The sequence below is a fragment of the Bradyrhizobium sp. CCGUVB23 genome, from assembly GCF_024199885.1.
Classification (GTDB): Bacteria; Pseudomonadota; Alphaproteobacteria; order Rhizobiales; family Xanthobacteraceae; genus Bradyrhizobium.
On record NZ_JANADQ010000001.1, the window covers coordinates 9,747,306 to 9,767,821 of the forward strand.

Here is a 20,516-nt window from a genome sequence, read left to right on the forward strand (position 1 = left end):
GCTAGGGCGCCCCTGATGCCCGCGCCACTCTATGTCGGAATTTTAAGCCTCCGCATCACAAATCTGGACCAAAGCGGGGCGCTGGCGAAAATCGCAATTTCGTGGCGGCAAGTCCGCCCGCCCTTTTCAATTTGTGTCAGCATACCCGGGGCGTCGCGAAACGACGTAACGCGTCTATAATGCGTCCCATGGCGATTGGTCGCAGGGGGAGGCCGGGAATGCGGACGATTCTGGCGTCTCTGGTATCGGGGTTGGTCTTGTGCAGTGCAGTCGAAGCGACCGCCAGCGAGCCCTCGCCGGAGGCGATCGCCCACGGCAAGGCGCTGGTGGAAGCCGGCGACTGCGCAAGTTGCCACACTGCCGATCCCGCAAAACCGTTCGCGGGCGGCAAGCGCATCGACACGCCCTTTGGCGGGATCTATGCGCCGAACCTGACGCCGGACCGCGACACCGGAATCGGCGCTTGGACGGATGCCGACTTCACCCGCGCGCTACGCTTCGGCATCGCGCCGGATGGCTCCTATTATTATCCGGCGTTCCCCTACCCCTACTTCACCAAGATGACCAAAGACGACACGCTGTCGATCCGCGCGTATCTTTCGACACAGGCGCCCGTCAGCAATCGCGTCAAGGCGCCGGAGCTACGCTGGCCGTTTGGCTATCGATCCCTGATGCGCGCCTGGAACTGGCTGTTCTTCAAGCCCGGCCTGTTCGAGCCCGACCAGTTCAAGACCACCGCGTGGAATCGCGGCGGCTATCTCGTCACAGGGCTCGGCCATTGCGGCGCCTGCCACACGCCGAAAAACTATTTTGGCGCCGACAAGCTCGAGCTGGCGTTTTCCGGCAACGAGGTGAATGGCTGGTTCGCACCGCGGCTCGATAGCGCCTCGCGAAGCGGACTGAAATCGTGGAGCGTCGACGACATCGCCGAATATCTGCAAAGCGGCCGCAATGCCAAGAGCCATGCCGACGGGCTGATGGCCGAGGTCATCGTCAACTCGACCTCGAAGATGAGCGATGCCGATGTGCGCGCGATGGCGATCTACCTGAAGGGGCTGCCGCCGGGTCCGAGCGAGCCCGCGGCAACGCCGCCATCAGAAAGCGAGATGAAAGCGGGCCAAACCGTCTATGCGAAGTTCTGCATCGCCTGCCATGAAGCCGACGGCTCCGGCGCGCCGCACATCTATCCGCCGCTGCCCGGCAACGCGCTGCTGCAATCCGAAAATCCCTCCTCGACGCTCCGCGTCATCCTCGACGGCGCCCACACCGTGACGACGCCGCGCGCACCCAACTCCGGCGAGATGCCGGGCTATGCGAAGCAATTGCCGGACGAGCAGATCGCAGCGGTGACGAACTACATCCGCAACTCCTGGGGCAATGCCGCACCGCCGGTGACGGCGGCGCAGGTCGGGAAGGCGCGGAAGGAGGATTAGTCCCAACACCGTCATTGCGAGGAGCGCAGCGACGAAGCAATCCAGACTGTCTCCGCGGACGCATCTCTGGATTGCTTCGCTCCGCTCGCAATGACGACATGGATAGAGCGAGGCAATGTAAGCCCTACTTCTCCTCTTCGCCCGTGAACACGAACTTCGGCATCTCCCATTTGTAACGGACAGCGAGCAAGCGGAAGCTGATGCCGAGCACGAAGGTAAGAATCGTCCAGAGCTCCGCGTTGAGCTGAAGGCCGAACGCCGTGGCGTAGAACAGGCCCGTGACCACCGAGACGCTGGCGTAGAGCTCGGAGCGAAACAGCAGCGGCACATCGTTGCAGAGAACATCGCGGAGCACGCCGCCGGCACAGCCCGTCACCATGCCGGAGACGATCACGATGGGGAGCGATGCATCCATCTGCCAGGCGACGTCGCAGCCCGCCATGGTGAAGACCACCAAGCCGATCGCGTCGAGCACGATGAAGGCCAGCTTGAGTCGATGCACGAGGCGCGCGAACAGAATCGTGATGAAGGCCGCCCCGCCGCTCAGCGCGAGATAGACGGGGTTTTGCACCCAGGCGAGCGGATAATGACCGAGGAAGAGATCGCGCAGCGTGCCGCCGCCGAGCGCAGTGATACAGCCGAGGAAGCAGACGCCAAGCCAATCCATGTTGCGCCGGCCCGCGGCAAGCGCCGCGGTCATCCCCTGCGCCGCGACCGCGACCAAAGAGAGGAATTGCAGCACGCTGTCGCTCGGTGGCAGACTCCACATCGCATGTCATCCCGTTTCGAGGTGGAACTTACGTCTCCAGTTCCGCAAAGAACAGGTTCCCGATTCCCGCGCACGCGGCAACATGCGACGAAAGCATGAGATCCACCGGAACTGAACTTCGCATCCCCGGGTTGTCTGGTCAGTCAATTCGAGGAGATCAAGCGATGGCCGATGACCGTTTTCCGAATGACCCCTATCGCCCCATCGGCGAGGATGAGTATCTTCGCGCCGCGCGGCGGGATGCCGACCTCCAGGCTGATCCCGAACTCGGCGAAGGCCCCGCCTCCAGCGGCAAGATCGCGCTGTTTGCGGTCGCGATCGCGCTGGTGCTTGGCGCAGTGTTTTACGGCTTGAACAATACCAGCGTGAACCAGGCCTCGACCGAGCCACCGGCGAAGACCGCGCAGACGGCACCTGCAAATCCGGCCGCGCCTCCGGGCATGCGCGACGTGACGCCGAACGGCAACGCTTCGCCGGGCGTGACCACCGGTGCGGCACCGAGCCAGCCGGCTTCGCCAGCCCCGTCTCCGAACGCGCCGTCTGACGCCGGCAAGGCGCAGTAACGCTGCCGAAACACGAAAGCGGCGGGACGCTAACGTCCCGCCGCTTTTTGTCATGCGTCAGCCGAACATCTTGTTCAGCTCGCCGCCAGGATAGCCGCTCCCGAGTTCGGTGAAGGTGCCCTTCTCCGACATCTCTTTTGCCGCACGCATGAAGCCACCCCATGCGGCGCGGGCTAGCGAGCCGCCGACGCTGATCCGGCGCACGCCGAGATCCGCGGCCTCTTGCAGCGACAGGCCAGAGGCGCCGATCAGGAGATTGAACGGCCTTGGATGCACCGCCTTCACGACGGCAGCGATGTCCTCGCGCGTCTTCAGGCCGGGCGCATAGAGGCAATCGGCACCGGCATCGGCATAAGCCGTGAGCCGGTCGATGACGAGATTGAGGTCGCTGACGCCCCACAGATAGGCCTCGCAGCGACCGACCAGCAGCGTGCCGCTGTCACCGATTGCCTTGCGCGCGGCCTTGATGCGCTCGACCGCGAGTACGCGATCATAGAGCGGCTTGTCCTTGTCGCCGGTGGAATCCTCGATCGAAAGCCCGGCAACGCCGGTCCGCACACCGCGTTCGACATTTTCCGCGACCTTGTCCGGCTCGACGGCGAAGCCACCCTCGAAATCCGCATTCACGGGGATGTCGACGGCCGAGCACAATGCTGCCAGATGCTGACAGACATCGTCTACGGTGACGCGGTTGTCGGCGCGCCCGATCGTCCAGGCAAAGCCGGCGCTCGATGAGGCGATCGCCTTGAAGCCGAGATGCTGCAAGGCCTTGGCACTACCGACGTCGAACGGATTGGGCAGGATGAAGCAGCCGCTCTCGTGCATCTTCCGAAATGTCGCGCGCTTGTCCGCGGTCGTGACGTGCATGTTTCTCTCCCTTGTTGGCCGCGCAGACATAGGCACGCGCCCGGGGCGGCGCCAGTAGCGCGCCCGGGCACGCGCTAGTTCGCGTCGTGCACGACGCGGCTGTCTTTCGGCGCCTCGTCGCGATTCTGCATGCCGTAGTCGCGGACGACGCTGGCAATGCGCAGGCGATAATCGGCAAAAAAGCTTCCGCGGCCTTTGGCCTGCGCGTGGCGATGCTCCATCGTCTTGCGCCAGGCCTCCACGGCCGCCTCGTCCCACCAGAACGAGACCGACAGCACCTTGCCCTTCTCGGTCAGGCTTTCGAAGCGTTCGACCGAGATGAAGCCGTCGATGGTCTGGAGGATCGGCTTCAGATCGGCCGCGAGATCGAAATAATGCTGCCGGTGCTCCGGCTTAGGCCAGACCTCGAAGATCACGGCGATCATGGGCGCCTCCCTGGTGGTTTGCGCCTACAATACCAGCTTGCGCAGGAACGTCCGCTCCTCGGCGAGAATAAACCTGTTCTCCTCGGCGAAGTGGAAGTTCGCCATCCCCTCGGCGTCCTGGCGCAGCCGCGCGCGATAGGCCTCGTAGGCAGCCAGGCTTTCGAACGAGATCAGCGCGAAGGCGATGTTGTTGGTTCCCTCGTGCGGCATGAAGTAGCCGATCGGATCGCCTCCGCATTTCGGGATGATGGTGAGCCAGCGCTTCGCGTACTCCTCGAACTGCGCGCGCTTGAAGGGATCGAGCTGGTAGCGGATGAAGACGGTGATGGACATGATGGTTTCTCCCACTCTCCGTCATTGCGAGGAGCCACCCGGTCCCGCCTCTCGGCGGGCCGGATGACAGGCTCCGCGACGAAGCAATCCAGACTGTCGTCGCGGAAGCAATCTGGATTGCTTCGCTGTGCTCGCAATGACGTGTTTGCGGCAAGAGCCTACACCCTTGCCTCACCACAATGCTTCGGTTATCATCGAAGCATGAAAGCAGGACCTGACATCGCCATGGTCGCTTCGCTCGTCGGCGACCCCGCCCGCGCCAATATGCTGACAGCGCTGATGAACGGCCGCGCGCTCACAGCAAGCGAGCTTGCCCAGGAGGCCGGGATCACGCCGCAGACCGCGAGCTCACATCTTTCAAAGCTCGAAGCCGGCGGGCTGATCGAGCCGGAGAAGCAGGGCCGGCACCGGTACTACCGCCTCACCGACCCCGATGTCGCCGGCGTGCTCGAAGACCTCGCGGGGCTTGCCGCCCGCGCGGGCCACATGCGCGTGCGCACCGGGCCGAAGGATCCGGCGCTGCGGCGGGCGCGGATCTGCTACGACCATCTCGCCGGCGATCTCGGCGTGCAGATGCTCGACTCCTTACGCGAGCGGCGCCTGGTGAGGCAGAAGAAGCAGGACATCGAGCTCACGGCCGAGGGCGAACGCTTCCTCGCAAGGCATTTGCAGATCTCGCCCGACATGCTCGCCCATCCGCGCCGGCCGGTCTGCAAGGCGTGCCTGGACTGGAGCGAGCGGCGGCATCATCTCGCCGGCACGCTTGGCGCGGCCATGATGAAGCGCTTCACCGAATTGAAATGGGCGGCGCGCGATGCGACCCCCGGCAGCCGCGTGGTGAATTTCACCCGCACCGGCGAGAAGCAGTTTGCCGCGCTGTTCGGCAACGGGCACGAGTAGTTGCACAATCGTGCGTGAACGAAGGCTCGCGTCATGGCCGGGCTTGACCCGGCCATCCACGCGTTTGTTGCGGCTCGCACGTGGATGCCCGGGACATCTGCACGAAGAGGTTGCTTCGTGCTTGCGGCCAGGCGCAACGGTCCTCGGCCGCTAGCCCTTATGTCGCTTCAAGCAGCATGAACGGGGGCGTTCATGCCGCATTCAGGTCATGATTGCCAATTTGGATCGCGCCGCTTCGGCATGTCGCCAGAATTTAACATGCCGAATCGTACCTTTTGATTCATTGTGCGCCGCAAGCGCGTGACCCAAGGACCAGAGAGGGAGCTCATATGAAATATCTTTTTGCCGCCGTCTTGCTCGCCGGCGCCGTTGCAGGTTTCAGCGAAGCAGCCAGCGCTGCCGGCGGTTGCGGACCGGGCTGGTATCGCGGCCCCTATGGCGGCTGCCGCCCGATGGGTGGTGCGGTCGTGGTGGCGCCGGCGCCAGTCGTGGTCGCTCCGGTCGTCGTCGCCCGCCCGCGCGTCTGTCCGTGGGGCTTCCGCTGGTGGGCCGGCCGCTGCCGCCCGGTCTGAGTTCCTGCATCGCAATGTGGCCGCGCGTCATTCGTGCGGCCATTTCTTTTTTGAACGCTTGCCGTATTCGTGGGCACAAAAAAGGGGATCGCCACCGCGATCCCCTTTTCTGTTTCGACTGGCAGCTTGCACTACGCCCTACCAGTGACGCCAGTGCCGGCGGTGCCAGCGATGCCGCCACCCCCAGTGACGGTGACGCCAACCCCAGTGCCGCCGGCGCCAGCCCCAATGGCGGTGATGGTGCCAGCCCCAGTGATGGCCGCCGCCGTGCCAACGCACCTGCTCCGGCTTGAGCTGCGCGGCCTCCTCGCTGCTGGTGACTGCGGGATGGACCTCCGGATTGCCTGGCAGGCTGGCCGGGCCTTCGATGGGCTGTGGCGCCAGCGGCGCGGCTTGCGCGGTCGCCGTCAATGCAGCGGCACCGGCCGCAACACCGAATGCGAGTTTCAAAAAGTCCCGGCGCTCCATGATGTCTTCCTCTTCAGTCAGCGTTGAATCATGCGAAGGAAGTTTCGCGCCGAGGAAATGAACTCAGGCTGAACCTTGCATTCAGGTAGATTGCGCGAAGCTGACACGCGGGGTGCGCATCCGGGATGGCACAACGGCCGTCATACTTTGTTCAAGGAAAGGGGCGAGCATTCCGGACAGAACGAGGGGTGCGTGGGGCCGTCCTGCATGGATCAATTGGACCAGAGGAGACAGCCATGGCAACACAGGTGAAGCCGGTTCCCGAAGGATACCACACCGTCACGCCCTATCTCGTCGTCGACGGCGCGGAGAAGGTCATCCACTTCATGAAAGACGCCTTCGGCGCCCAGCCCGTATTCGAGCCGATGATGCGGCCCGACGGCAAGGTCATGCATGCGGAGTACAAGATCGGAAGTTCCATCGTGATGATTGCCGACGCCTCGGAGCGTGCACGGGCAACGTCCACGATGCTGTATCTCTACGTGCCCAACGTCGATGCGGTCTATCAGAAGGCGATCAAGGCTGGCGGCACGGCATTGATGGAGCCAACGGACCAATTCTATGGCGACCGCAGCGGCGGCGTGAAGGATCCGGCCGGCAACCACTGGCACATCGGCACCCACATCGAGGACGTATCGCCGGCCGAGCTGAAGAAGCGCGCGGCGGAATTCATGAAGCGGCAGAGCAAGGCCGCCTAAGCAGCCGCGGGCTTCGTGGGGCGGATTGGCGAAGCACCGCCAGTGTGCTTGCAATAAAAGGGGCGGGTTAGGCTTCGCCAACCCGCCCTACGCACTCCAAGGGCCTTGAACAGGAGTGTCGCCGCTGAGCGCAGATACTTCGCTATGCGCAAGACCCCTCGCCCCGCCCTCCGAGGTTTGCCTGAGCTCAGTTGCCCTCGAACTTGAACGACACGTTGAGTTTGGCCCGATAGGCCTCTACCTTTCCCTTCGCGTCCAGCTGCATATCGAGTTTGACGACCTCGGCGACGCGAAGGTCCCTCAGAGATTTTGCGGCCTGCTCGACGGCGTTGCTGGCGGCCTTTTCCCAGGAGTCGGTGCTGGTACCGATCAGCTCTATGACCTTGTAGATGCTCTCAGGCATGTCGTTCTCCCGTTCGGTATGAAGCAGGAAGCAGGTGCTCCCTGCTGCTTTCGAACCTAGCACGGGATCGGCGCTCAGAGGACGCGCATGTCGCAGGGCTGGCAGGCCCAGGCCGCTTGGCGGTGTGGTGGTGCCCGCTATCGAGGGGAAGGCCGCAGCGGCCGACCGTGAGCCGCTAGCCGGTATTCCTGACGGCTTCAGCCAGCATGGCGTAGAGCTGGCGCTTGCTGAATTCCTTGGGCTGCTTGTCGGTCGTCCTCCGCGACACCTTTTTTGCTGCCGGCTGGGCGCAGGCAACCAGCAACACCGGCTCTTGCTTCCGGACCGGCCTTATCTTGGGTTTTGCCGTTGGCGGCTTGTGACCACGCTTCAGGCCCAAACGGGTCAGCATGCCGCAGACAGCGTTACGGCTACACCCGAGACGGCGCGCGATCTGCGCGGCACTCTGTCCTTGGACCCAGAGCTTCTTGAGCAGCGCTACGTCTTTCGCATCCCAACTCATGGGAGACATTGTACGCCAACTGCCATCCACTTTTCTAGTCTTCGTCCGGCTCGCGTACGACCGCCGGTTCGTCGTCATCGTCCTCCTCTCCCTCATCGTCCTCGTCGTCCTCTTCATCGTCATTGGGATCCCGGGGCGGCATCGTGCTGCCCTTGATCACAAGGCGACGCCAATCCATCCAGCTGGTGGAAATTTCTTCGGGGATGTTTTGCTTCATGTTGTTGCTCCTCGGGTCTGGAGCTCGATAGCGCCGGTGGTTAACGTGCCGGGCGTCTCGCGATCGTGGATCGACGGATTGTCGATGCAGGCCTCTTTAGCCTCTACGATTATAGCCGATCTTTCGCAGAAGGTCTTTCCGCCGCCGCGGAGAGACGGCGGGTTACACTTCGCTAATCCGCCCTGCGGCCTTCGCAAAAATCTCTCTCCCCATGTCGGAACGCCAGCCCTTCCTCCGTCCTATGCCTGGACAGCACGGAGACATCGCATGCCCGATCTCACCCTCACCACCTTCGACTGGGTTCCCGAAATGCCCCGCGGCTACGTCCGCGACCTCCGTGTCCGCTGGGCCCTGGAAGAGGCCGGCCTGCCTTATCGCATCGCGAGCGTGCCGTTCGGCGACCGGACCGCGGCACATTTCGCGCACCAGCCTTTCGGCCAGGTGCCGTGGCTGACCGACGGCGACGTCTCGATCTTCGAGAGCGGCGCGATCCTGCTGCATCTCGGCCAGCGCAGCGCGGCGCTGATGCCATCAGACCAGCGCGGCCGCGGCGCGGCGATGGAATGGGTGTTCGCCGCGCTCAATTCTGTGGAGATGGCAAGCCTGCCCTGGTCGATCCTGAAGTTCACCGGCAATGCCGGCGACACGCCGGCATGGAAGTTTCTGGACGACTTCCTCAAGCTCCGCCTCAAGCACATGGAGCCGGTGTTGGCCGACCGCGAATGGCTGGCCGGCTCCTTCTCCGTCGCCGACATCCTGATGTCGGACGTGCTGCGCGTCGTCGATCATTTCGACGGGCTCGCGAACAGCCCGGCCTGCCGCGCCTACGTCGCCCGCGCCACCGCCCGCCCCGCCTTCGCCAAGGCCCATGCCGACCAGTTGGCGCATTTCGCAGCAGCGGACCGGGTTCGTAGGGTGGGTGGAGCGTAGCGATACCCACCATCTAGTCGCGCGGATATCATTGATGGGTATCGCTTCGCTCCACCCATCCTACGCACCGTGCACGTGGCAGCGCCTCACATCAACTTCATCGGCGTATCCTGCACCACGCGGAGATCGATCCGGCTGATCAACTCCGCCCGTAGCGCCTCGGCAGCACCGATGGCGTCATCGGTCTGGCGCAATGTGCTGATATTCGATCCGAGCGACACGATCCCGCCCAAGACCAAGGCAATCGATCCGAGTGCAACCTGACTCGATCCGATCAGACCGAGGATCGTGACGAGCAACAATGCGGCGCCGCCTGCGATCGCTATCTTCGAAGCCAGAATGAATTTGCGGCATCGTTCGGCGATCTCGGCAAGCGCCTCGATCCGTGCTTCGATGTCTGAAATCTCGTCGGTTGGATCGTCTTCGGTCATCGGATTCAGGATCGAGTCCGTAGAGTGGGTTAGCGAAGCGTAACCCACCGACGCTTTGCCACGCGGTCGATTCAGCTGGTGGGTTACGCTTCGCTAACCCACCCTACGCTTCCCGCTCACAACGGCAAATTGTCGTGCTTCTTCGCGGGGATTTCGACCTTCTTGTCCTTCAGCATCGCCAGCGCCCGCGCGATCCGGCGACGGGTCGAGTGCGGCATGATGACGTCGTCGATGTAGCCACGCTCCGCCGCGATGAACGGCGAGAGGAAGCGGTCTTCATATTCCTTGGTGCGCGCGGCGATCTTGTCGGGGTCGCCAATGTCGCTGCGGAAGATGATCTCGACTGCGCCCTTGGCGCCCATGACGGCGATCTGGGCGGTCGGCCAGGCGTAGTTCATGTCGGCGCCGATCTCCTTGGACGCCATGACGTCGAAGGCGCCGCCATAGGCCTTGCGGGTGATGATCGTCACCAGCGGCACGGTGCACTGCGAATAGGCGAACAGCAGCTTTGCGCCGTGCTTGATCAGGCCGCCATATTCCTGCGCGGTGCCCGGCAAAAAGCCGGGGACGTCGACGAAGGTCACGATCGGGATGTTGAAGGCGTCGCAGAAGCGGACAAAGCGTGCCGCTTTGCGCGAGGCGTCCGAGTCGAGCACGCCGGCGAGCACCATCGGCTGGTTGGCGACGAAGCCAACGGTGCGGCCCGCGATGCGGCCAAAGCCGGTGATGATGTTCTTCGCAAAGGCCTCCGATATCTCGAAGAAGTCGCCCTCGTCCACGACCTTCAGCACCAGCTCCTTCATGTCGTAGGGCTTGTTCGGATTGTCGGGGATCAGCGTGTCCAGCGACATGTCGATGCGCTCGATGGAATCGAAGCTCGGCCATTCCGGCACGCCGTCGCTGTTGTTCGACGGCAGGAAGTCGATCAGGCGGCGCATCTGGAGAATCGCCTCGACGTCGTTCTCGAAGGCGCCGTCGGAGATCGAGGAGCGCGTGGTGTGCACGGAGGCGCCGCCGAGCTCTTCGGCGGTGACCACCTCGTTGGTCACGGTCTTCACGACGTCGGGGCCGGTGACGAACATGTAGCTGGTGTTCTTCACCATGAAGATGAAGTCGGTCATCGCCGGCGAATAGACGTCGCCGCCCGCGCAGGGGCCCATGATGACGGAGATCTGCGGGATCACGCCGGAGGCGATGACGTTGCGGCGGAAGACGTAGGAATAGCCCGCGAGCGCCGCGACGCCCTCCTGGATGCGCGCCCCGCCGGCGTCATAGAGGCCGATAATCGGCGCCCTCGCCTTCATCGCCATGTCCTGGAGCTTCGTGATCTTCAGCGCGTGCGTCTCCGACAGCGAGCCGCCGAACACGGTGAAATCCTTGGCGAACACGAAGGTCTTGCGGCCGTTGACGGTGCCCCAGCCGGTGACGACGCCATCGCCCGGCACCTTGCTCTTCTCCATGCCGAACTCGATGGAGCGGTGCTCGACGAACATGTCAAATTCCTCGAACGATCCCTTGTCGAGCAGGAGCTCGATGCGCTCGCGCGCCGTCAGCTTGCCGCGGGCGTGCTGCGCCTCGATGCGCTTCTCCCCGCCGCCGAGCTTGGCGCCGGCGCGACGTTCTTCAAGGGCGTCCAGGATATGTTTCATTTGCTCCCGCCAGTTCCTAAGGTGCGATTGGCTGCGGGTTCTAACACGGCATTTTGCGCGCCGGAAAGCCGCTTTGCGCATGCCCGCCGCGCCCGGACGGGCTAAAAAGCCCAAGGAATTACAGGGGCCTACCCCAGGAGATTCAGATGGACGATGCAGTCACAGCAACCGGCGAGGTGACCGGCGGCGTCAAGGTCCTGCTCCGGCTGGAGGGGCTGACGCTGTTTGCTGGCATGGTGCTGCTCTATGCGGTCTGGGGCGGGTCGTGGCTGGTGTTCGCCCTGCTCATCCTGGCGCCGGATCTGAGCTTCCTGGCATACCTCGCCGACAGCCGGTCGGGCGCAATCGTCTACAATGCCGCGCACAGCTACATGATCCCGGTGGCGCTGCTGACGGCGGGTTTTGCGCTGGAATGGCCGCTCCTGCTCTCCATCGCGATGATCTGGCTCGCCCATATCGGCATCGACCGGGCGCTGGGCTACGGACTGAAATATCAGGCAGGCTTCGGCTTCACCCATCTGGGGCGGATCGGACGGATGGGGAAAGGGTGAATGGCCGGCCCGGGCTGCGCGTTTCCCCGCGATTTGAGCCTCGGGGCGGATTGACCGATTCAGCCGATTCAGGCTTGTTTCTGACGACGATCAGCGCCGATGGGTTCGCGTGAGCTTTCAGTCGGTACGGCGGCGGTCAGTAGGCTCGATGTTTTCTTCGGCTGTTTTTTTGACCCCGCTCCCAGGCATCACGGATGTCCGCCACGGTCGTATCCCTGCCGCCCCAAACCGGTGACGAAACCGTCGATTTCCTGCGGCGGATGGCCAGCATGGTCTCGGGCCGCAACGGCGAGATGCTGATGCGCGCCGCGGCCACGATCGAAGAGCTGTCGCAGCGGGCAATGTCGGCCGAACAGCTCTATCGCCGCCAGCTCGACGCGAGCACGCGCAATGCCGAGCTGCGCGAGGTCGCCGAGGTCACCTCCGACGGCCTGTTGCGGGAGGTCGAGGCGTTGCGCGCGCAGCTTGCGGAGATCACTGCGACCAGCACGAGTGAGCGCGCGCAATTCGAGGCGGAGCGCGCGCGGATGCTGAAGCTGATGCAGAACGCCGAAGCCCATGTCGCCGATGTGACCGCCGAGCTCGACGCGCTCCGCAAGTCCGTCGACGCCTTCAACGAGACCGCGGTCACTGTCCCGATCGCGATGCTTCGGCTTGCCCGCTCGCAGTTCGACATCCTGTCCGACGGCTTTGCCAAGAACGGTGACGTGATCTCGCGTGCGATCAGCGAGATCGGCGGCTGCGCGATCGACCAGGCGCTGGCGGCGAAGAAGACGGCTGATATCTAGGGCACGCGCCGCCCGCGCATATCCTTGCCGTTCTGGTGCAGCGTCAGCATCGGCGCGGCGCCGTCCTCGGGCCTTGCGAAAGTGAGCTGGGCATCGACGACCCGGTAGAAGAAATCCGTCTCGCTCTCGGCGAACACCTCGTATTCGGCCTGCCCGGTCGCCTGCACGTAGAGATGAGCGCCGTCGGCACGCACCGTCAGCACGAAGGTCGGCACGATCTGGTAGCGGCCCACATAGGCCGCGAGCAGCGCGGGATCGACGGAGACCTCGCGCCTGATCTTCGGCGGCGGATAGGCCGTGTTGATCATGTTCAGCGCGAACGAGGTATTGGCGGCATAGTCGCTCGCATTGGAGAGCAGGATGGATGCCTTCCCGGTCCTGGTCGAATAGCCGATGAAGGTCGCGTAACCGCCGGTGCCGCCATCCTTCCAGATCACCTCGTCGTCGAAGCGCTGGCTGGTGAACCAGCCCATGGCGACGTCGCGCTGAGTTTCTCTTGGACGCCGCACCGACAGCGTCATCTTCATGGCGGCCGAGAGCGGCGTGTCGCGCGCGCCCTGGTAGGCTTCGAGGAACTTGAAGAGGTCGTTCAAGGTCGAGCGCAGCGCGCCGGCGCCTGCGAGCACATCGAGGTCCCAATTCGCCACGGGCGCCAACGCCGTATTGTGGCCCTGCGCCAAGCGCTCGCGCATTGCGGCCGAGAGCGTGATCCGCGTGTCGTCCATGCCGAGTGGCGCGCAGATGCGCGAAGTGACGAGCTCCTCGTAGCTCTTGCCGGCACGCAGGCTCAGCACGTGGCCGAGCAGGCCGAAGCCGAGATTGGCGTATTCGTAGTGCTTGCCGGGCGTGTAGGCGAGCTTGTGGCCCGACAGGAAATCGTAGAGCCGATCGGCGGTGTAGTCGGCGTAGGGATTGGTGGGGTCTTTCGGCGCAAAATTGTCGGGCATGCGCGGCAGGCCGGAGGTGTAGGTCGCAAGATCGAGAAGCGTGATCTGCACGCCCTGGTACTCCGGCATCCTGACCCGCTCGGGCAGAAACTTTGCTGGGGGATCATCCAGCGCCACCTCGCCCCGCCCCACCATCTCGGCCAGCAGCAAAGCGGTGAAGACCTTCGTGATCGAGCCGATCTCGAAGACGGTGTCGGCATCAAGCGGGCGATCGTTGGCGGCACCGGAGCGCCCATAGGCCGCAGCGATGCGGCGGCCGCCGTCGATGCGGCCGGCGACGAGTCCCATGGTCTCGTGGCCGGCCTCGATATGGTCCTTGAGCAAGGCCGCGAGCTCCTGCTCAGGCGACGACTGCGCATGCAGCCGCGCACCGCCAAGGAGAAGTGCGGAGCCTCCGAGCAGAAGCGAGCGGCGATGCAACATGCCCCGTCTCCGCTCTACGGCTCGCCGGGCTTGAACGGCTCTTCCCTGCCCGGCGGCACCGTCTCCTCGGCCATGGCAAGCAGCATCGCGACCATCACGTAGTTGCCGGCGACCGCTGTGAGATCGACGATCTGCTGATCGTTGAAGACCTTCTTGGCCCGCACGTAAGTCTCGTCCGCGACCGTCTTCGTCGTGGTGAGCTCTGTGACGAAATCGTAGACCACCGCCTCCTCCTCGCTCATCGTCGCCGGCCGCTTGTTGGTCTTGAGCTCGGCGATCAGCGCGGGCGAAAGCCCCGCCTTGGCCGCGATCGGCGCATGCGCGAACCATTCCACCTGCGAGCGCCACTGCCGCGCGATGACGAGGATGGCAAACTCGTTCAGCCTGGCCGGGACCGAGGTCTCCCAACGCAAATAGTAGAACAGGTCGAACAGGCGCTGGCCAAGCACGGGGCTGCGGATCATCGGATTGTAGGGACCGCCGATGCCCACGCTCGAGACCTTCATGATCTGCTCGCCCAGCGGCCTCTGCTTCTCATCGAGCTGATCCATGGTGAGCTGCGGGAAGCGCGGCTCCCTGCTGGTGGCAGGGCCTGCGAACATCGTGGCTGCGCACCAGCCGCCGGCCGCGGCGAGCGTCAGCGACGACAACCAGAGCGGCGTTGAATTCATGCTGTCCTCCCGGCCTGTTTTTCTTGTGTGGCCGAGAGGATGCTAGTCGAGCGGCGCGAGGTACGCCAGCGGCGCGACGTTAGATTGCGCCGATATCGGCAAGGCAGGCTTGCGTGAGCGTCATGCGGTCGGCGATGTGGCGCGGCTCGCGGCAATCCATGTTGAGCGCGAACACGGTGCGCGCGTCGTCCTTCTCGGCCCAGCCGACCATCCAGCCGAGCGAGCCCTGCTCCTTGCCCGTGAGGCCGGATTTGGCACGGATGATGGAGGCGCCGACTTTCGTCTCCGGCAGGATATCGCAGACGAGGTCCTGGCTACGTTTCGAGATCGGTAGTGCGCGGCGACGCAGCCGGTCGACGAAGTCGATCTGGTCCATGGGATCGATGCGCAGGTTTCCGGTCAGCCAGAACTGATCGATGCCGCCGCCGATGTCGCGATTGCCGTATTCGAAGAGGTCGACATATTGCTGCATCCGCTCCTGGCCGATGCGGCGCGCGATCTCCTGATAGACCGGCACGGCACTGACCGCGATGGCGCTGCGCAGCGTGTGATCCTTGTTCCAGGCCTCGATGTCGCGCTTCACGCCGTCCCAGGCAAAGACGTCCTTGTCCACGTCGTGCACCACGCCGGTTTCGAGTGCGATCAGCGAGTTCGGGATCTTGAAGGTCGAGGCCGGCAACCGTGGCTCGGCGGAGCGCTCCTTGTCGCTCAGGATGATCATGTAGTCGTCGGTCTTGTAGCCGACGAAGGTCCCGGCCGTGCCGGCATCCGTAAAACGCTTCGCAAGACTGTCGCGGACTTCGCTGAGCGGCGGCGCGACATTGGCGAGCGCCCGCGACGGCAGGATGGCGCTAGCTGCTAGAAGGCCGAGGGTGGAGCGACGGGTCAGCAAAGCGGTATCCGTTCAATGATCTGATGCGACAGTGCAGCCGATTTCGTGGTGAAACGATGACAGCGTTTCAGCGCACCCGGCCTGACAGCCGCAGCACGAACACCAGCACCTCGGCGACGGCCTTGTAGAGATCCGGCGGAATCTCGTCGCCGAGCTCGACCTTGGACAACGCGCCCGCCAGCACCTCGTTCTCCTCGATCGGGATGTCGTGGGCCTTTGCCAGTTCCACGATCTTGGCGCCGATCGTGCCCTTGCCCTTGGCGACGACCCGCGGCGCACCGCTGCCCTTCTCGTAATGCAGGGCGATGGCGAGCTTGCTCTCCTCGCTCATGTCGCACGATCCAGAAAGTGCCCGGCGCGGGCCGGTTGAGGCTGCGGCGGCGTGCCGTCGCGGATCACGATGTCGCCGGGCTTGAGATCGGCCTTGGCCAGCGCCTGGCTGAGCTCGCCGGCGCCGTCGCGCAATTGCTGCGCAGTGGCGGGGCGCTCCGCCCACATCCGCACAAAAGTCTTGTCGCCATTGAGCGTGATCAGCGCATGCACGGGGCCGGCCGGCTCGACGTTGAGCGAGAAGCGCGCGCGCCAGGCTTTCTTGGCGGGATCGGACTCGCTGCCGCCGCCGTCGCGCGAGATCTCGAACTGCGCCATTGCGGTGCCCTGCGGGGTCGCGAAGGGAATTTCGAAACTCCACTGCGGCACCGAGGGATCGACACGGTGGCCGCTGGCATCGACGCGATCCGGAAGCGACGCGACCTGCAACAGGGTCTGCCGGGCGATCGCGGCATCGGTATCGTCCAGCAGCCGGTGCACGGTCTGACTCAGTGGAGCATCCGATACGAGCGCGGCCGTTGCGATCGCCTGTGGCGACGGCAGCGCACCGCGGAATGGCGGCGGCGCGGTCACCGCACGCGGCGTGACGTCGAGGCTGTGAGCGTCCGGCAACGCGGCTTTGGGCGTCGCGAATGCGGTGCCCATCGCATGCGGCAACTCCTGCACGACTTCCTGGAGCAGGCTCAACGCGACACTGGGTGACACTGCACGCGGCAGCGCGCCTTCGGTCAGGGCCTCGGCGAGCGCGGCGGCTGCGATATTGGCGCCGCGCGGCGCTTGCGGCGCCTGGCCCGAACCGGCTTCGGGTGACAGCGGGGGCGCCTGCGAAATCTCGCCCGCGATGTGCTCGAGCGACGTCACGGCCCGCGCGACGGCCGCAGGCGCGGCGGGAAGCGCGGTTGCCGGTGCCGCCGCTTGCGGCACGGAGGTTTCAAGCGCGCCCGACGTTGCCGCCAGCGTCTGGCGCAGCACCAGCAGTGCCGCCTTCAGATCAGGAACGCTGCCGCTTGCTGGCGTCAGCCCTGATGCCAACGAGACCTCGAGGAAGAGCCCGGATTTCTGGAACGCGGACTCGATGTCGCCACCGTCGAGCTGCGGGCTGAGCGGTGTCTGCTGCGCCAGCACGTCCAGCACGGCCTGCTTCAGCCCGGCCGGCAGATCGCTGCCGGTGACGACCGAGGCGAGATTGGCAAATAGCGGCGCCTGACTGCCCTGCCTGGTCACGGCCTCAGTGGAGGCCACCGAGACGGCGATCTGCTCGAGCGGCGTAAGGAGATTGCGCGCAGCGTTCGCGGACGGCGCGAGCGTGGGCGCGTCGGTGAGCGTGACCGCACCTGGCGTCAGCGTGACCTGATCGGTCACCACCCCGCCTGCCCCCTTGACGATGGCAAGCCGCACGGTGCCGTCATTCTGCGACACCGCGAGCTGGAGGTTCTGGCCCGGCGACAGCGCCACCTCCGACATCACGTCGATCGAGAGGTTGGCGATCGCGATGCGCACGAGATTGTCGGCCATCACGCTGACGACCTTGGCATCGACGACGGAGCCCGCCTGGAGCACGAGCTCGGGCGTTGCCGCATCGGCCACGGAGGTGGCGGCACTGACTGATACGATCGAGCTTATCGGCGTCGGCATGTTTTCAGGGCCCGCGGAACGCGAGCAACCCTAGCCGTCCGTCGTAAACCTCTCGTTAAGGACCTTGCGTCGGGAGCCCGTTCACGGCCTCGAGGACCGTCACCGCCGCGGCAAAATCCTTCAGCCGGGCGGCCCGTCGGTCGGCCGCCTCCTCGTCCACCCCCCAATGGTCGGCGTTCCAGTCCTCGTCGACATGGGCGGCGGCCCAGACCTGGTCGGCGTCGCGCGCCCGGTGCGCCAGGGCGAGGGCCAGCAGCGCCGAGCCCGTCAGCGTCGTGATCACGTGCAGCGCCGCGACCGACCAGGGATCCCCGGGCAGGGCCGCCCGCGCGGCTGCGATCGCCTGCTCCGGCTGGCTCACATGCATGATGCCTTCGGACAGGATGAAATGCGCGCCAAGCGTCTCAGCCGCCCAGAACAGCACGGGGTCCCAATGCGCGGCCTCGCGCGCCACCAGGCCCTCGGGATGGCCGGCGCGATAGAACAACAGATCGGACTGGAAGTATCTTGCGAGGTCGTCGGTGACGAGATCGACGCGGTCGACCACGCCCTCGACCACGCTGTTGGCGAGCCGCGTCAGCGGCATGGTCATGGGGTCGATCGTCTCCGCCTGGCCCGCCCATTCCGCGGCAACCGCGTCGGCAAGCAGCTTTGCGGGGATGACGACCTGGCGGCCGGACGGCGTCTTGATCGGCCTGCCGTCGAGCGTGATGGCAAAGCCGCCCTCGGCTTCCGCGACGCCCGCCTCCGCATAGAAGCGCTTGCGCAAGGGTGCACGGGAGGCAGCCCGCACGGCTTCCTGCGGATCGACCGGAGACTGGCCCGCAACCTCGTCAAACAATTCACGCATTCGGTTTTCGCCCAAGTTCCCTGGATGGTAGGCTTCTAAAATAAGTCCGGCGGCCGATAAAGCGAGCGGCAGGCATGAAGGAAATCACGGGCATTCTGGCCCTGTTCGCCGGGTTCTGGCCGGCCATCGCCGAGGCTGGTTTCCGCTCGCCGGAATCGCTGGTGCGCAACGTCTATGCCCATTACGGCCGGGGTGCGCCGGAGCTCTCGAAGGGCCTGCCGCGGGATGCCCCGACAGCGCGCCAGTTCTTCGACCCCAGCCTGCGCAAGGCCTGGAGCAGCCCGCGGAGCGAGCCGTACGATTTCCTGGTGCAGAGCCCGACCTGGACGCTCGGCCCGGTCGCGATCTCGGTGCTCCGTAAGCAATATGACAAGACCTATGTCGCAGCGCTGTTCGACAATAATGGCCGCCGGGTGACGCTGAACTTCATCCTGGTCAACGGGCCGGAGGGCTGGCTGATCACCGACGTCGAGAGCCCGCATGACAGCCTGCGGATGTTTCTGGAGCAGTTTCGGAACTGATGGCATCGCGAGTGACGCAGTCTGCCTCGTAGTCGGTGTCGTCCTGGCGAAAGCCAGGACCCATACCGCGTGATCCATCGAGAGGACTTCGCGGCCAGTACCGACCACCTTACTAAGTCCTGGGGTAATGGGTCCTGGCCTTCGCCAGAACGACATTGAGGAAGCAACTATCTACTGGTTCGCGCACATGCGCGAATATGTGCCACGATCGGCGGGGGTTAGGCCTGCACCGGCGGCATCATCGAGGCATTTGCTGATGCGGTCGCCGAACGAGGGCCGCGGCGGCTGCCTGTAATCGTAGCTCGGCCGCGCATTGATCTGCGGGACTTTCGGTATCTCGATCTTCGGCGGTGGTGGCGGAGGGGGCGGCGGCGGCAGCAACCGCGGCGTGGCGCCCGGCATCAGCGTCTGCGCGAAGCTGCCCGGCCCCGCCGAGAGCGCGGCTAGAACCACCAGGACGGATAGCGTGGCCTTCATGGAGGACATGTCGTGCTCCTCCCGTAGTCCCGCAACCGGATTACTCTTCCGGCGCGTTCTCGATCGGATCAAATCTTGTTGCGTCGAGGCCAAGCAGGTTCCACGACTGCTGCATGTGCGGCGGCAGCGGGGCGCTCGCGTCGATCACCCCGCCGCGCGGGTGCGGAATGACGATCCGGCGCGCGAGCAGATGCAGCCGGTTTTGCAGGCCGCCCGGCAATTCCCAGTTCTCGATGTTGAAATATTTGGGATCGCCGATGATGGGATGGCCGATATGGGCCATGTGGGCGCGAAGCTGGTGAGTGCGCCCCGTCACCGGCTTCAACGACACCCAGGTCAGCTTGTTGCCGGCGGTCTCGACCACCGCATAGTAAGTCACCGCGTGGCTCGCGCCCTCGTCGCCATGTTGGGCGATGCGCATGATGGTGTCGTCCTCGCTCTCCTCTTTCGCGAGGAAGGTCGAGATGCGGCCCTGCTTCGGCTTCGGCAGACCCGGCACCAGCGCCCAATAGATCTTGCGCGCCGAACGCGAGCGGAAGGCGCCGGTGAGATGGGTCGCGGCAAAGCGTGTCTTCGCGATCAACAGGCAGCCCGACGTGTCCTTGTCGATGCGATGCACCAGGCGCGGCTTCTGCCCCTTGGCGTCGCGCATCACCTCCAGCATCTGGTCGATGTGCCGCGTGGTGCCGGAGCCGCCCTGCACCGCGAGCCCGGCCGGCTTGTTGAGCACGAGGACGTCGTCGTCCTCAAAGAGCGTCATCTCCTTGAGCGCGGCAAGCGTTTTTTGCGCGGCTTCGGAGAGCGCGCCGGGAGCTTTCGGCGTGTCCAGCTTCAACGGCGGAATGCGGATGCTTTGCCCCTCCTCCAGCCGGTCCTTGCTATCGACGCGCTTGCCGTCGACGCGCAGCTCGCCTTTGCGCACGACGCGCTGGATGTGAGAGAACGACAGCCCCGGGAAACGCGCTTCCAGAAAGCGGTCGACGCGCATGTTGTTCTCGTCGGCCGTCACGGTGACGGTCTGCACCTTGGTCGGCAGCAGCGTCTCGACGGGTTTTGCCGGCGCCGGTTCAGGCGCGCGCCGCTCCGCGCGCTCGGACGCGAACCGCGGCTTTGAGCCCGGCTTGCCGCCGGGCCGTGGTCCCGCCTTGTGCGCGCTGCGCGCCTTGAACGGACGCGCCTCCTTGCGCTCGTCGCGCGAACGGGGCTTCGGGTTGGTTCTCTTGATGCGGCGGCTCATGCTTGCCTGCGTAGCCTAAAAGCGGCTTCTCGTC

The 20,516-nt window shown here is 64.9% G+C and carries 27 protein-coding genes; 9 read left to right on the forward strand and 18 right to left on the reverse strand.

Going from position 1 to position 20,516, the window contains the following annotated elements; all coding sequences use genetic code 11:
- The first annotated feature begins 218 nt into the window (after window positions 1-218).
- Window positions 219-1,433, forward strand: a complete 1,215-nt coding sequence (locus NLN62_RS45840) for a cytochrome c (RefSeq protein WP_254113095.1) — start codon at window positions 219-221, stop codon at window positions 1,431-1,433.
- A 124-nt stretch (window positions 1,434-1,557) separates the two neighbouring features.
- On the opposite strand, the gene NLN62_RS45845 is transcribed toward NLN62_RS45840, so the two are convergent.
- Complete coding sequence (locus NLN62_RS45845) at window positions 1,558-2,202, reverse strand: trimeric intracellular cation channel family protein (protein WP_254113096.1); 645 nt, start codon at window positions 2,200-2,202, stop codon at window positions 1,558-1,560.
- Between the two features lie 164 nt (window positions 2,203-2,366).
- On the opposite strand from NLN62_RS45845, the gene NLN62_RS45850 reads away from it, so the two are divergent.
- Window positions 2,367-2,765: a hypothetical protein gene (locus NLN62_RS45850; protein ID WP_254113097.1), complete on the forward strand. Its 399-nt coding sequence runs from the start codon at window positions 2,367-2,369 to the stop codon at window positions 2,763-2,765.
- Window positions 2,766-2,822: 57 nt separating this feature from the next.
- On the opposite strand, the gene NLN62_RS45855 is transcribed toward NLN62_RS45850, so the two are convergent.
- The 3 genes from NLN62_RS45855 to NLN62_RS45865 all read right to left on the reverse strand — a co-directional run bounded on the left by NLN62_RS45855 (window position 2,823) and on the right by NLN62_RS45865 (window position 4,390).
- The gene (locus NLN62_RS45855; RefSeq protein WP_254113098.1) at window positions 2,823-3,632 is read right to left on the reverse strand and encodes an oxaloacetate decarboxylase; all 810 of its coding nucleotides are present in this window, start codon (window positions 3,630-3,632) and stop codon (window positions 2,823-2,825) included.
- A 74-nt stretch (window positions 3,633-3,706) separates the two neighbouring features.
- The gene (locus NLN62_RS45860; RefSeq protein WP_254113099.1) at window positions 3,707-4,057 is read right to left on the reverse strand and encodes an antibiotic biosynthesis monooxygenase; all 351 of its coding nucleotides are present in this window, start codon (window positions 4,055-4,057) and stop codon (window positions 3,707-3,709) included.
- Window positions 4,058-4,081: 24 nt separating this feature from the next.
- Window positions 4,082-4,390 (reverse strand): NIPSNAP family protein, encoded by a 309-nt coding sequence (locus tag NLN62_RS45865; protein ID WP_027525997.1) that lies wholly within the window; start codon window positions 4,388-4,390, stop codon window positions 4,082-4,084.
- Window positions 4,391-4,591: 201 nt separating this feature from the next.
- On the opposite strand from NLN62_RS45865, the gene NLN62_RS45870 reads away from it, so the two are divergent.
- The gene (locus NLN62_RS45870; RefSeq protein WP_254113100.1) at window positions 4,592-5,290 is read left to right on the forward strand and encodes a winged helix-turn-helix domain-containing protein; all 699 of its coding nucleotides are present in this window, start codon (window positions 4,592-4,594) and stop codon (window positions 5,288-5,290) included.
- A gap of 329 nt (window positions 5,291-5,619) precedes the next feature.
- Window positions 5,620-5,862 (forward strand): GCG_CRPN prefix-to-repeats domain-containing protein, encoded by a 243-nt coding sequence (locus NLN62_RS45875; protein ID WP_027525999.1) that lies wholly within the window; start codon window positions 5,620-5,622, stop codon window positions 5,860-5,862.
- 138 nt (window positions 5,863-6,000) lie between these two features.
- Here NLN62_RS45875 and NLN62_RS45880 read toward each other — a convergent pair whose 3' ends face one another.
- Complete coding sequence (locus NLN62_RS45880) at window positions 6,001-6,330, reverse strand: twin-arginine translocation signal domain-containing protein (protein WP_084801642.1); 330 nt, start codon at window positions 6,328-6,330, stop codon at window positions 6,001-6,003.
- A 236-nt stretch (window positions 6,331-6,566) separates the two neighbouring features.
- Between NLN62_RS45880 and NLN62_RS45885 the strand changes: the two genes are divergently transcribed.
- Window positions 6,567-7,028, forward strand: a complete 462-nt coding sequence (locus tag NLN62_RS45885) for a glyoxalase/bleomycin resistance/extradiol dioxygenase family protein (protein ID WP_254113101.1) — start codon at window positions 6,567-6,569, stop codon at window positions 7,026-7,028.
- A gap of 187 nt (window positions 7,029-7,215) precedes the next feature.
- Here NLN62_RS45885 and NLN62_RS45890 read toward each other — a convergent pair whose 3' ends face one another.
- From NLN62_RS45890 to NLN62_RS45900, 3 genes are all read right to left on the reverse strand, one after another.
- A complete protein-coding gene (locus tag NLN62_RS45890) occupies window positions 7,216-7,431 on the reverse strand; it encodes a dodecin family protein (protein ID WP_027526002.1) in 216 nt (71 codons plus the stop codon).
- A gap of 175 nt (window positions 7,432-7,606) precedes the next feature.
- On the reverse strand, window positions 7,607-7,933 hold the full coding sequence (locus NLN62_RS45895) for a GcrA family cell cycle regulator (protein ID WP_254113102.1): 327 nt from the start codon (window positions 7,931-7,933) through the stop codon (window positions 7,607-7,609).
- Between the two features lie 34 nt (window positions 7,934-7,967).
- Entirely contained in the window at window positions 7,968-8,150 is a 183-nt protein-coding gene (locus NLN62_RS45900) for a hypothetical protein (protein WP_027526004.1), read from the reverse strand.
- A gap of 267 nt (window positions 8,151-8,417) precedes the next feature.
- Between NLN62_RS45900 and NLN62_RS45905 the strand changes: the two genes are divergently transcribed.
- Complete coding sequence (locus NLN62_RS45905; protein WP_254113103.1) at window positions 8,418-9,080, forward strand: glutathione S-transferase family protein; 663 nt, start codon at window positions 8,418-8,420, stop codon at window positions 9,078-9,080.
- A gap of 86 nt (window positions 9,081-9,166) precedes the next feature.
- Here the strand turns inward: NLN62_RS45905 and NLN62_RS45910 are convergent, their stop codons facing one another.
- Both NLN62_RS45910 and NLN62_RS45915 read right to left on the reverse strand, forming a co-directional pair.
- Entirely contained in the window at window positions 9,167-9,511 is a 345-nt protein-coding gene (locus NLN62_RS45910; RefSeq protein ID WP_254113104.1) for a hypothetical protein, read from the reverse strand.
- Between the two features lie 116 nt (window positions 9,512-9,627).
- Window positions 9,628-11,160 carry an acyl-CoA carboxylase subunit beta gene (locus NLN62_RS45915; protein ID WP_254113105.1) on the reverse strand — a complete coding sequence of 511 codons (1,533 nt, stop codon included), beginning with the start codon at window positions 11,158-11,160 and terminating at the stop codon, window positions 9,628-9,630.
- 146 nt (window positions 11,161-11,306) lie between these two features.
- Between NLN62_RS45915 and NLN62_RS45920 the strand changes: the two genes are divergently transcribed.
- Both NLN62_RS45920 and NLN62_RS45925 read left to right on the forward strand, forming a co-directional pair.
- Window positions 11,307-11,711 (forward strand): DUF4260 domain-containing protein, encoded by a 405-nt coding sequence (locus tag NLN62_RS45920; protein ID WP_027520923.1) that lies wholly within the window; start codon window positions 11,307-11,309, stop codon window positions 11,709-11,711.
- A 194-nt stretch (window positions 11,712-11,905) separates the two neighbouring features.
- Window positions 11,906-12,499, forward strand: a complete 594-nt coding sequence (locus tag NLN62_RS45925; RefSeq protein ID WP_254113106.1) for a hypothetical protein — start codon at window positions 11,906-11,908, stop codon at window positions 12,497-12,499.
- On the opposite strand, the gene NLN62_RS45930 is transcribed toward NLN62_RS45925, so the two are convergent.
- From NLN62_RS45930 to NLN62_RS45955, 6 genes are all read right to left on the reverse strand, one after another.
- Window positions 12,496-13,869, reverse strand: coding sequence for a serine hydrolase (locus NLN62_RS45930; protein ID WP_254113107.1), 1,374 nt, complete (start codon window positions 13,867-13,869; stop codon window positions 12,496-12,498). The genes NLN62_RS45925 and NLN62_RS45930 overlap by 4 nt on opposite strands.
- Before the next feature lie 14 nt (window positions 13,870-13,883).
- Window positions 13,884-14,540: a carboxymuconolactone decarboxylase family protein gene (locus tag NLN62_RS45935; RefSeq protein WP_254113108.1), complete on the reverse strand. Its 657-nt coding sequence runs from the start codon at window positions 14,538-14,540 to the stop codon at window positions 13,884-13,886.
- A 79-nt stretch (window positions 14,541-14,619) separates the two neighbouring features.
- A complete protein-coding gene (gene blaOXA, locus NLN62_RS45940) occupies window positions 14,620-15,432 on the reverse strand; it encodes a class D beta-lactamase (RefSeq protein ID WP_254113109.1) in 813 nt (270 codons plus the stop codon).
- 67 nt (window positions 15,433-15,499) lie between these two features.
- Complete coding sequence (locus tag NLN62_RS45945) at window positions 15,500-15,763, reverse strand: EscU/YscU/HrcU family type III secretion system export apparatus switch protein (protein WP_254113110.1); 264 nt, start codon at window positions 15,761-15,763, stop codon at window positions 15,500-15,502.
- A complete protein-coding gene (locus tag NLN62_RS45950) occupies window positions 15,760-17,397 on the reverse strand; it encodes a flagellar hook-length control protein FliK (protein WP_254113111.1) in 1,638 nt (545 codons plus the stop codon). Before NLN62_RS45950 ends, NLN62_RS45945 begins: the two co-directional genes overlap by 4 nt.
- A gap of 55 nt (window positions 17,398-17,452) precedes the next feature.
- The gene (locus NLN62_RS45955) at window positions 17,453-18,247 is read right to left on the reverse strand and encodes an ATP12 family chaperone protein (RefSeq protein ID WP_254113112.1); all 795 of its coding nucleotides are present in this window, start codon (window positions 18,245-18,247) and stop codon (window positions 17,453-17,455) included.
- 74 nt (window positions 18,248-18,321) lie between these two features.
- Between NLN62_RS45955 and NLN62_RS45960 the strand changes: the two genes are divergently transcribed.
- Window positions 18,322-18,768 (forward strand): hypothetical protein, encoded by a 447-nt coding sequence (locus NLN62_RS45960; RefSeq protein ID WP_027520930.1) that lies wholly within the window; start codon window positions 18,322-18,324, stop codon window positions 18,766-18,768.
- 171 nt (window positions 18,769-18,939) lie between these two features.
- Here NLN62_RS45960 and NLN62_RS45965 read toward each other — a convergent pair whose 3' ends face one another.
- Together NLN62_RS45965 and NLN62_RS45970 are read right to left on the reverse strand one after the other, a co-directional pair.
- Window positions 18,940-19,254 (reverse strand): hypothetical protein, encoded by a 315-nt coding sequence (locus NLN62_RS45965; RefSeq protein ID WP_027520931.1) that lies wholly within the window; start codon window positions 19,252-19,254, stop codon window positions 18,940-18,942.
- 31 nt (window positions 19,255-19,285) lie between these two features.
- Entirely contained in the window at window positions 19,286-20,482 is a 1,197-nt protein-coding gene (locus NLN62_RS45970; RefSeq protein WP_254113113.1) for an RluA family pseudouridine synthase, read from the reverse strand.
- Window positions 20,483-20,516: the final 34 nt, after the last annotated feature.

Coding starts and splice junctions, on each gene's coding strand:
- NLN62_RS45900 (WP_027526004.1), bottom strand. CDS start 8,150: ATGAAGCAAAACATCCCCGAAGAAATTTCCACCAGCTGGATGGATTGG.
- NLN62_RS45930 (WP_254113107.1), bottom strand. CDS start 13,869: ATGTTGCATCGCCGCTCGCTTCTGCTCGGAGGCTCCGCACTTCTCCTT.
- NLN62_RS45905 (WP_254113103.1), top strand. CDS start 8,418: ATGCCCGATCTCACCCTCACCACCTTCGACTGGGTTCCCGAAATGCCC.
- NLN62_RS45860 (WP_254113099.1), bottom strand. CDS start 4,057: ATGATCGCCGTGATCTTCGAGGTCTGGCCTAAGCCGGAGCACCGGCAG.
- NLN62_RS45970 (WP_254113113.1), bottom strand. CDS start 20,482: ATGAGCCGCCGCATCAAGAGAACCAACCCGAAGCCCCGTTCGCGCGAC.
- NLN62_RS45910 (WP_254113104.1), bottom strand. CDS start 9,511: ATGACCGAAGACGATCCAACCGACGAGATTTCAGACATCGAAGCACGG.
- NLN62_RS45950 (WP_254113111.1), bottom strand. CDS start 17,397: ATGCCGACGCCGATAAGCTCGATCGTATCAGTCAGTGCCGCCACCTCC.
- NLN62_RS45885 (WP_254113101.1), top strand. CDS start 6,567: ATGGCAACACAGGTGAAGCCGGTTCCCGAAGGATACCACACCGTCACG.
- NLN62_RS45845 (WP_254113096.1), bottom strand. CDS start 2,202: ATGTGGAGTCTGCCACCGAGCGACAGCGTGCTGCAATTCCTCTCTTTG.
- NLN62_RS45945 (WP_254113110.1), bottom strand. CDS start 15,763: ATGAGCGAGGAGAGCAAGCTCGCCATCGCCCTGCATTACGAGAAGGGC.
- NLN62_RS45965 (WP_027520931.1), bottom strand. CDS start 19,254: ATGTCCTCCATGAAGGCCACGCTATCCGTCCTGGTGGTTCTAGCCGCG.
- NLN62_RS45865 (WP_027525997.1), bottom strand. CDS start 4,390: ATGTCCATCACCGTCTTCATCCGCTACCAGCTCGATCCCTTCAAGCGC.
- NLN62_RS45920 (WP_027520923.1), top strand. CDS start 11,307: ATGGACGATGCAGTCACAGCAACCGGCGAGGTGACCGGCGGCGTCAAG.
- NLN62_RS45890 (WP_027526002.1), bottom strand. CDS start 7,431: ATGCCTGAGAGCATCTACAAGGTCATAGAGCTGATCGGTACCAGCACC.
- NLN62_RS45850 (WP_254113097.1), top strand. CDS start 2,367: ATGGCCGATGACCGTTTTCCGAATGACCCCTATCGCCCCATCGGCGAG.
- NLN62_RS45915 (WP_254113105.1), bottom strand. CDS start 11,160: ATGAAACATATCCTGGACGCCCTTGAAGAACGTCGCGCCGGCGCCAAG.
- NLN62_RS45855 (WP_254113098.1), bottom strand. CDS start 3,632: ATGCACGTCACGACCGCGGACAAGCGCGCGACATTTCGGAAGATGCAC.
- NLN62_RS45840 (WP_254113095.1), top strand. CDS start 219: ATGCGGACGATTCTGGCGTCTCTGGTATCGGGGTTGGTCTTGTGCAGT.
- NLN62_RS45955 (WP_254113112.1), bottom strand. CDS start 18,247: ATGCGTGAATTGTTTGACGAGGTTGCGGGCCAGTCTCCGGTCGATCCG.
- NLN62_RS45880 (WP_084801642.1), bottom strand. CDS start 6,330: ATGGAGCGCCGGGACTTTTTGAAACTCGCATTCGGTGTTGCGGCCGGT.
- NLN62_RS45960 (WP_027520930.1), top strand. CDS start 18,322: ATGAAGGAAATCACGGGCATTCTGGCCCTGTTCGCCGGGTTCTGGCCG.
- NLN62_RS45895 (WP_254113102.1), bottom strand. CDS start 7,933: ATGAGTTGGGATGCGAAAGACGTAGCGCTGCTCAAGAAGCTCTGGGTC.
- NLN62_RS45935 (WP_254113108.1), bottom strand. CDS start 14,540: ATGAATTCAACGCCGCTCTGGTTGTCGTCGCTGACGCTCGCCGCGGCC.
- NLN62_RS45875 (WP_027525999.1), top strand. CDS start 5,620: ATGAAATATCTTTTTGCCGCCGTCTTGCTCGCCGGCGCCGTTGCAGGT.
- NLN62_RS45925 (WP_254113106.1), top strand. CDS start 11,906: ATGTCCGCCACGGTCGTATCCCTGCCGCCCCAAACCGGTGACGAAACC.
- NLN62_RS45870 (WP_254113100.1), top strand. CDS start 4,592: ATGAAAGCAGGACCTGACATCGCCATGGTCGCTTCGCTCGTCGGCGAC.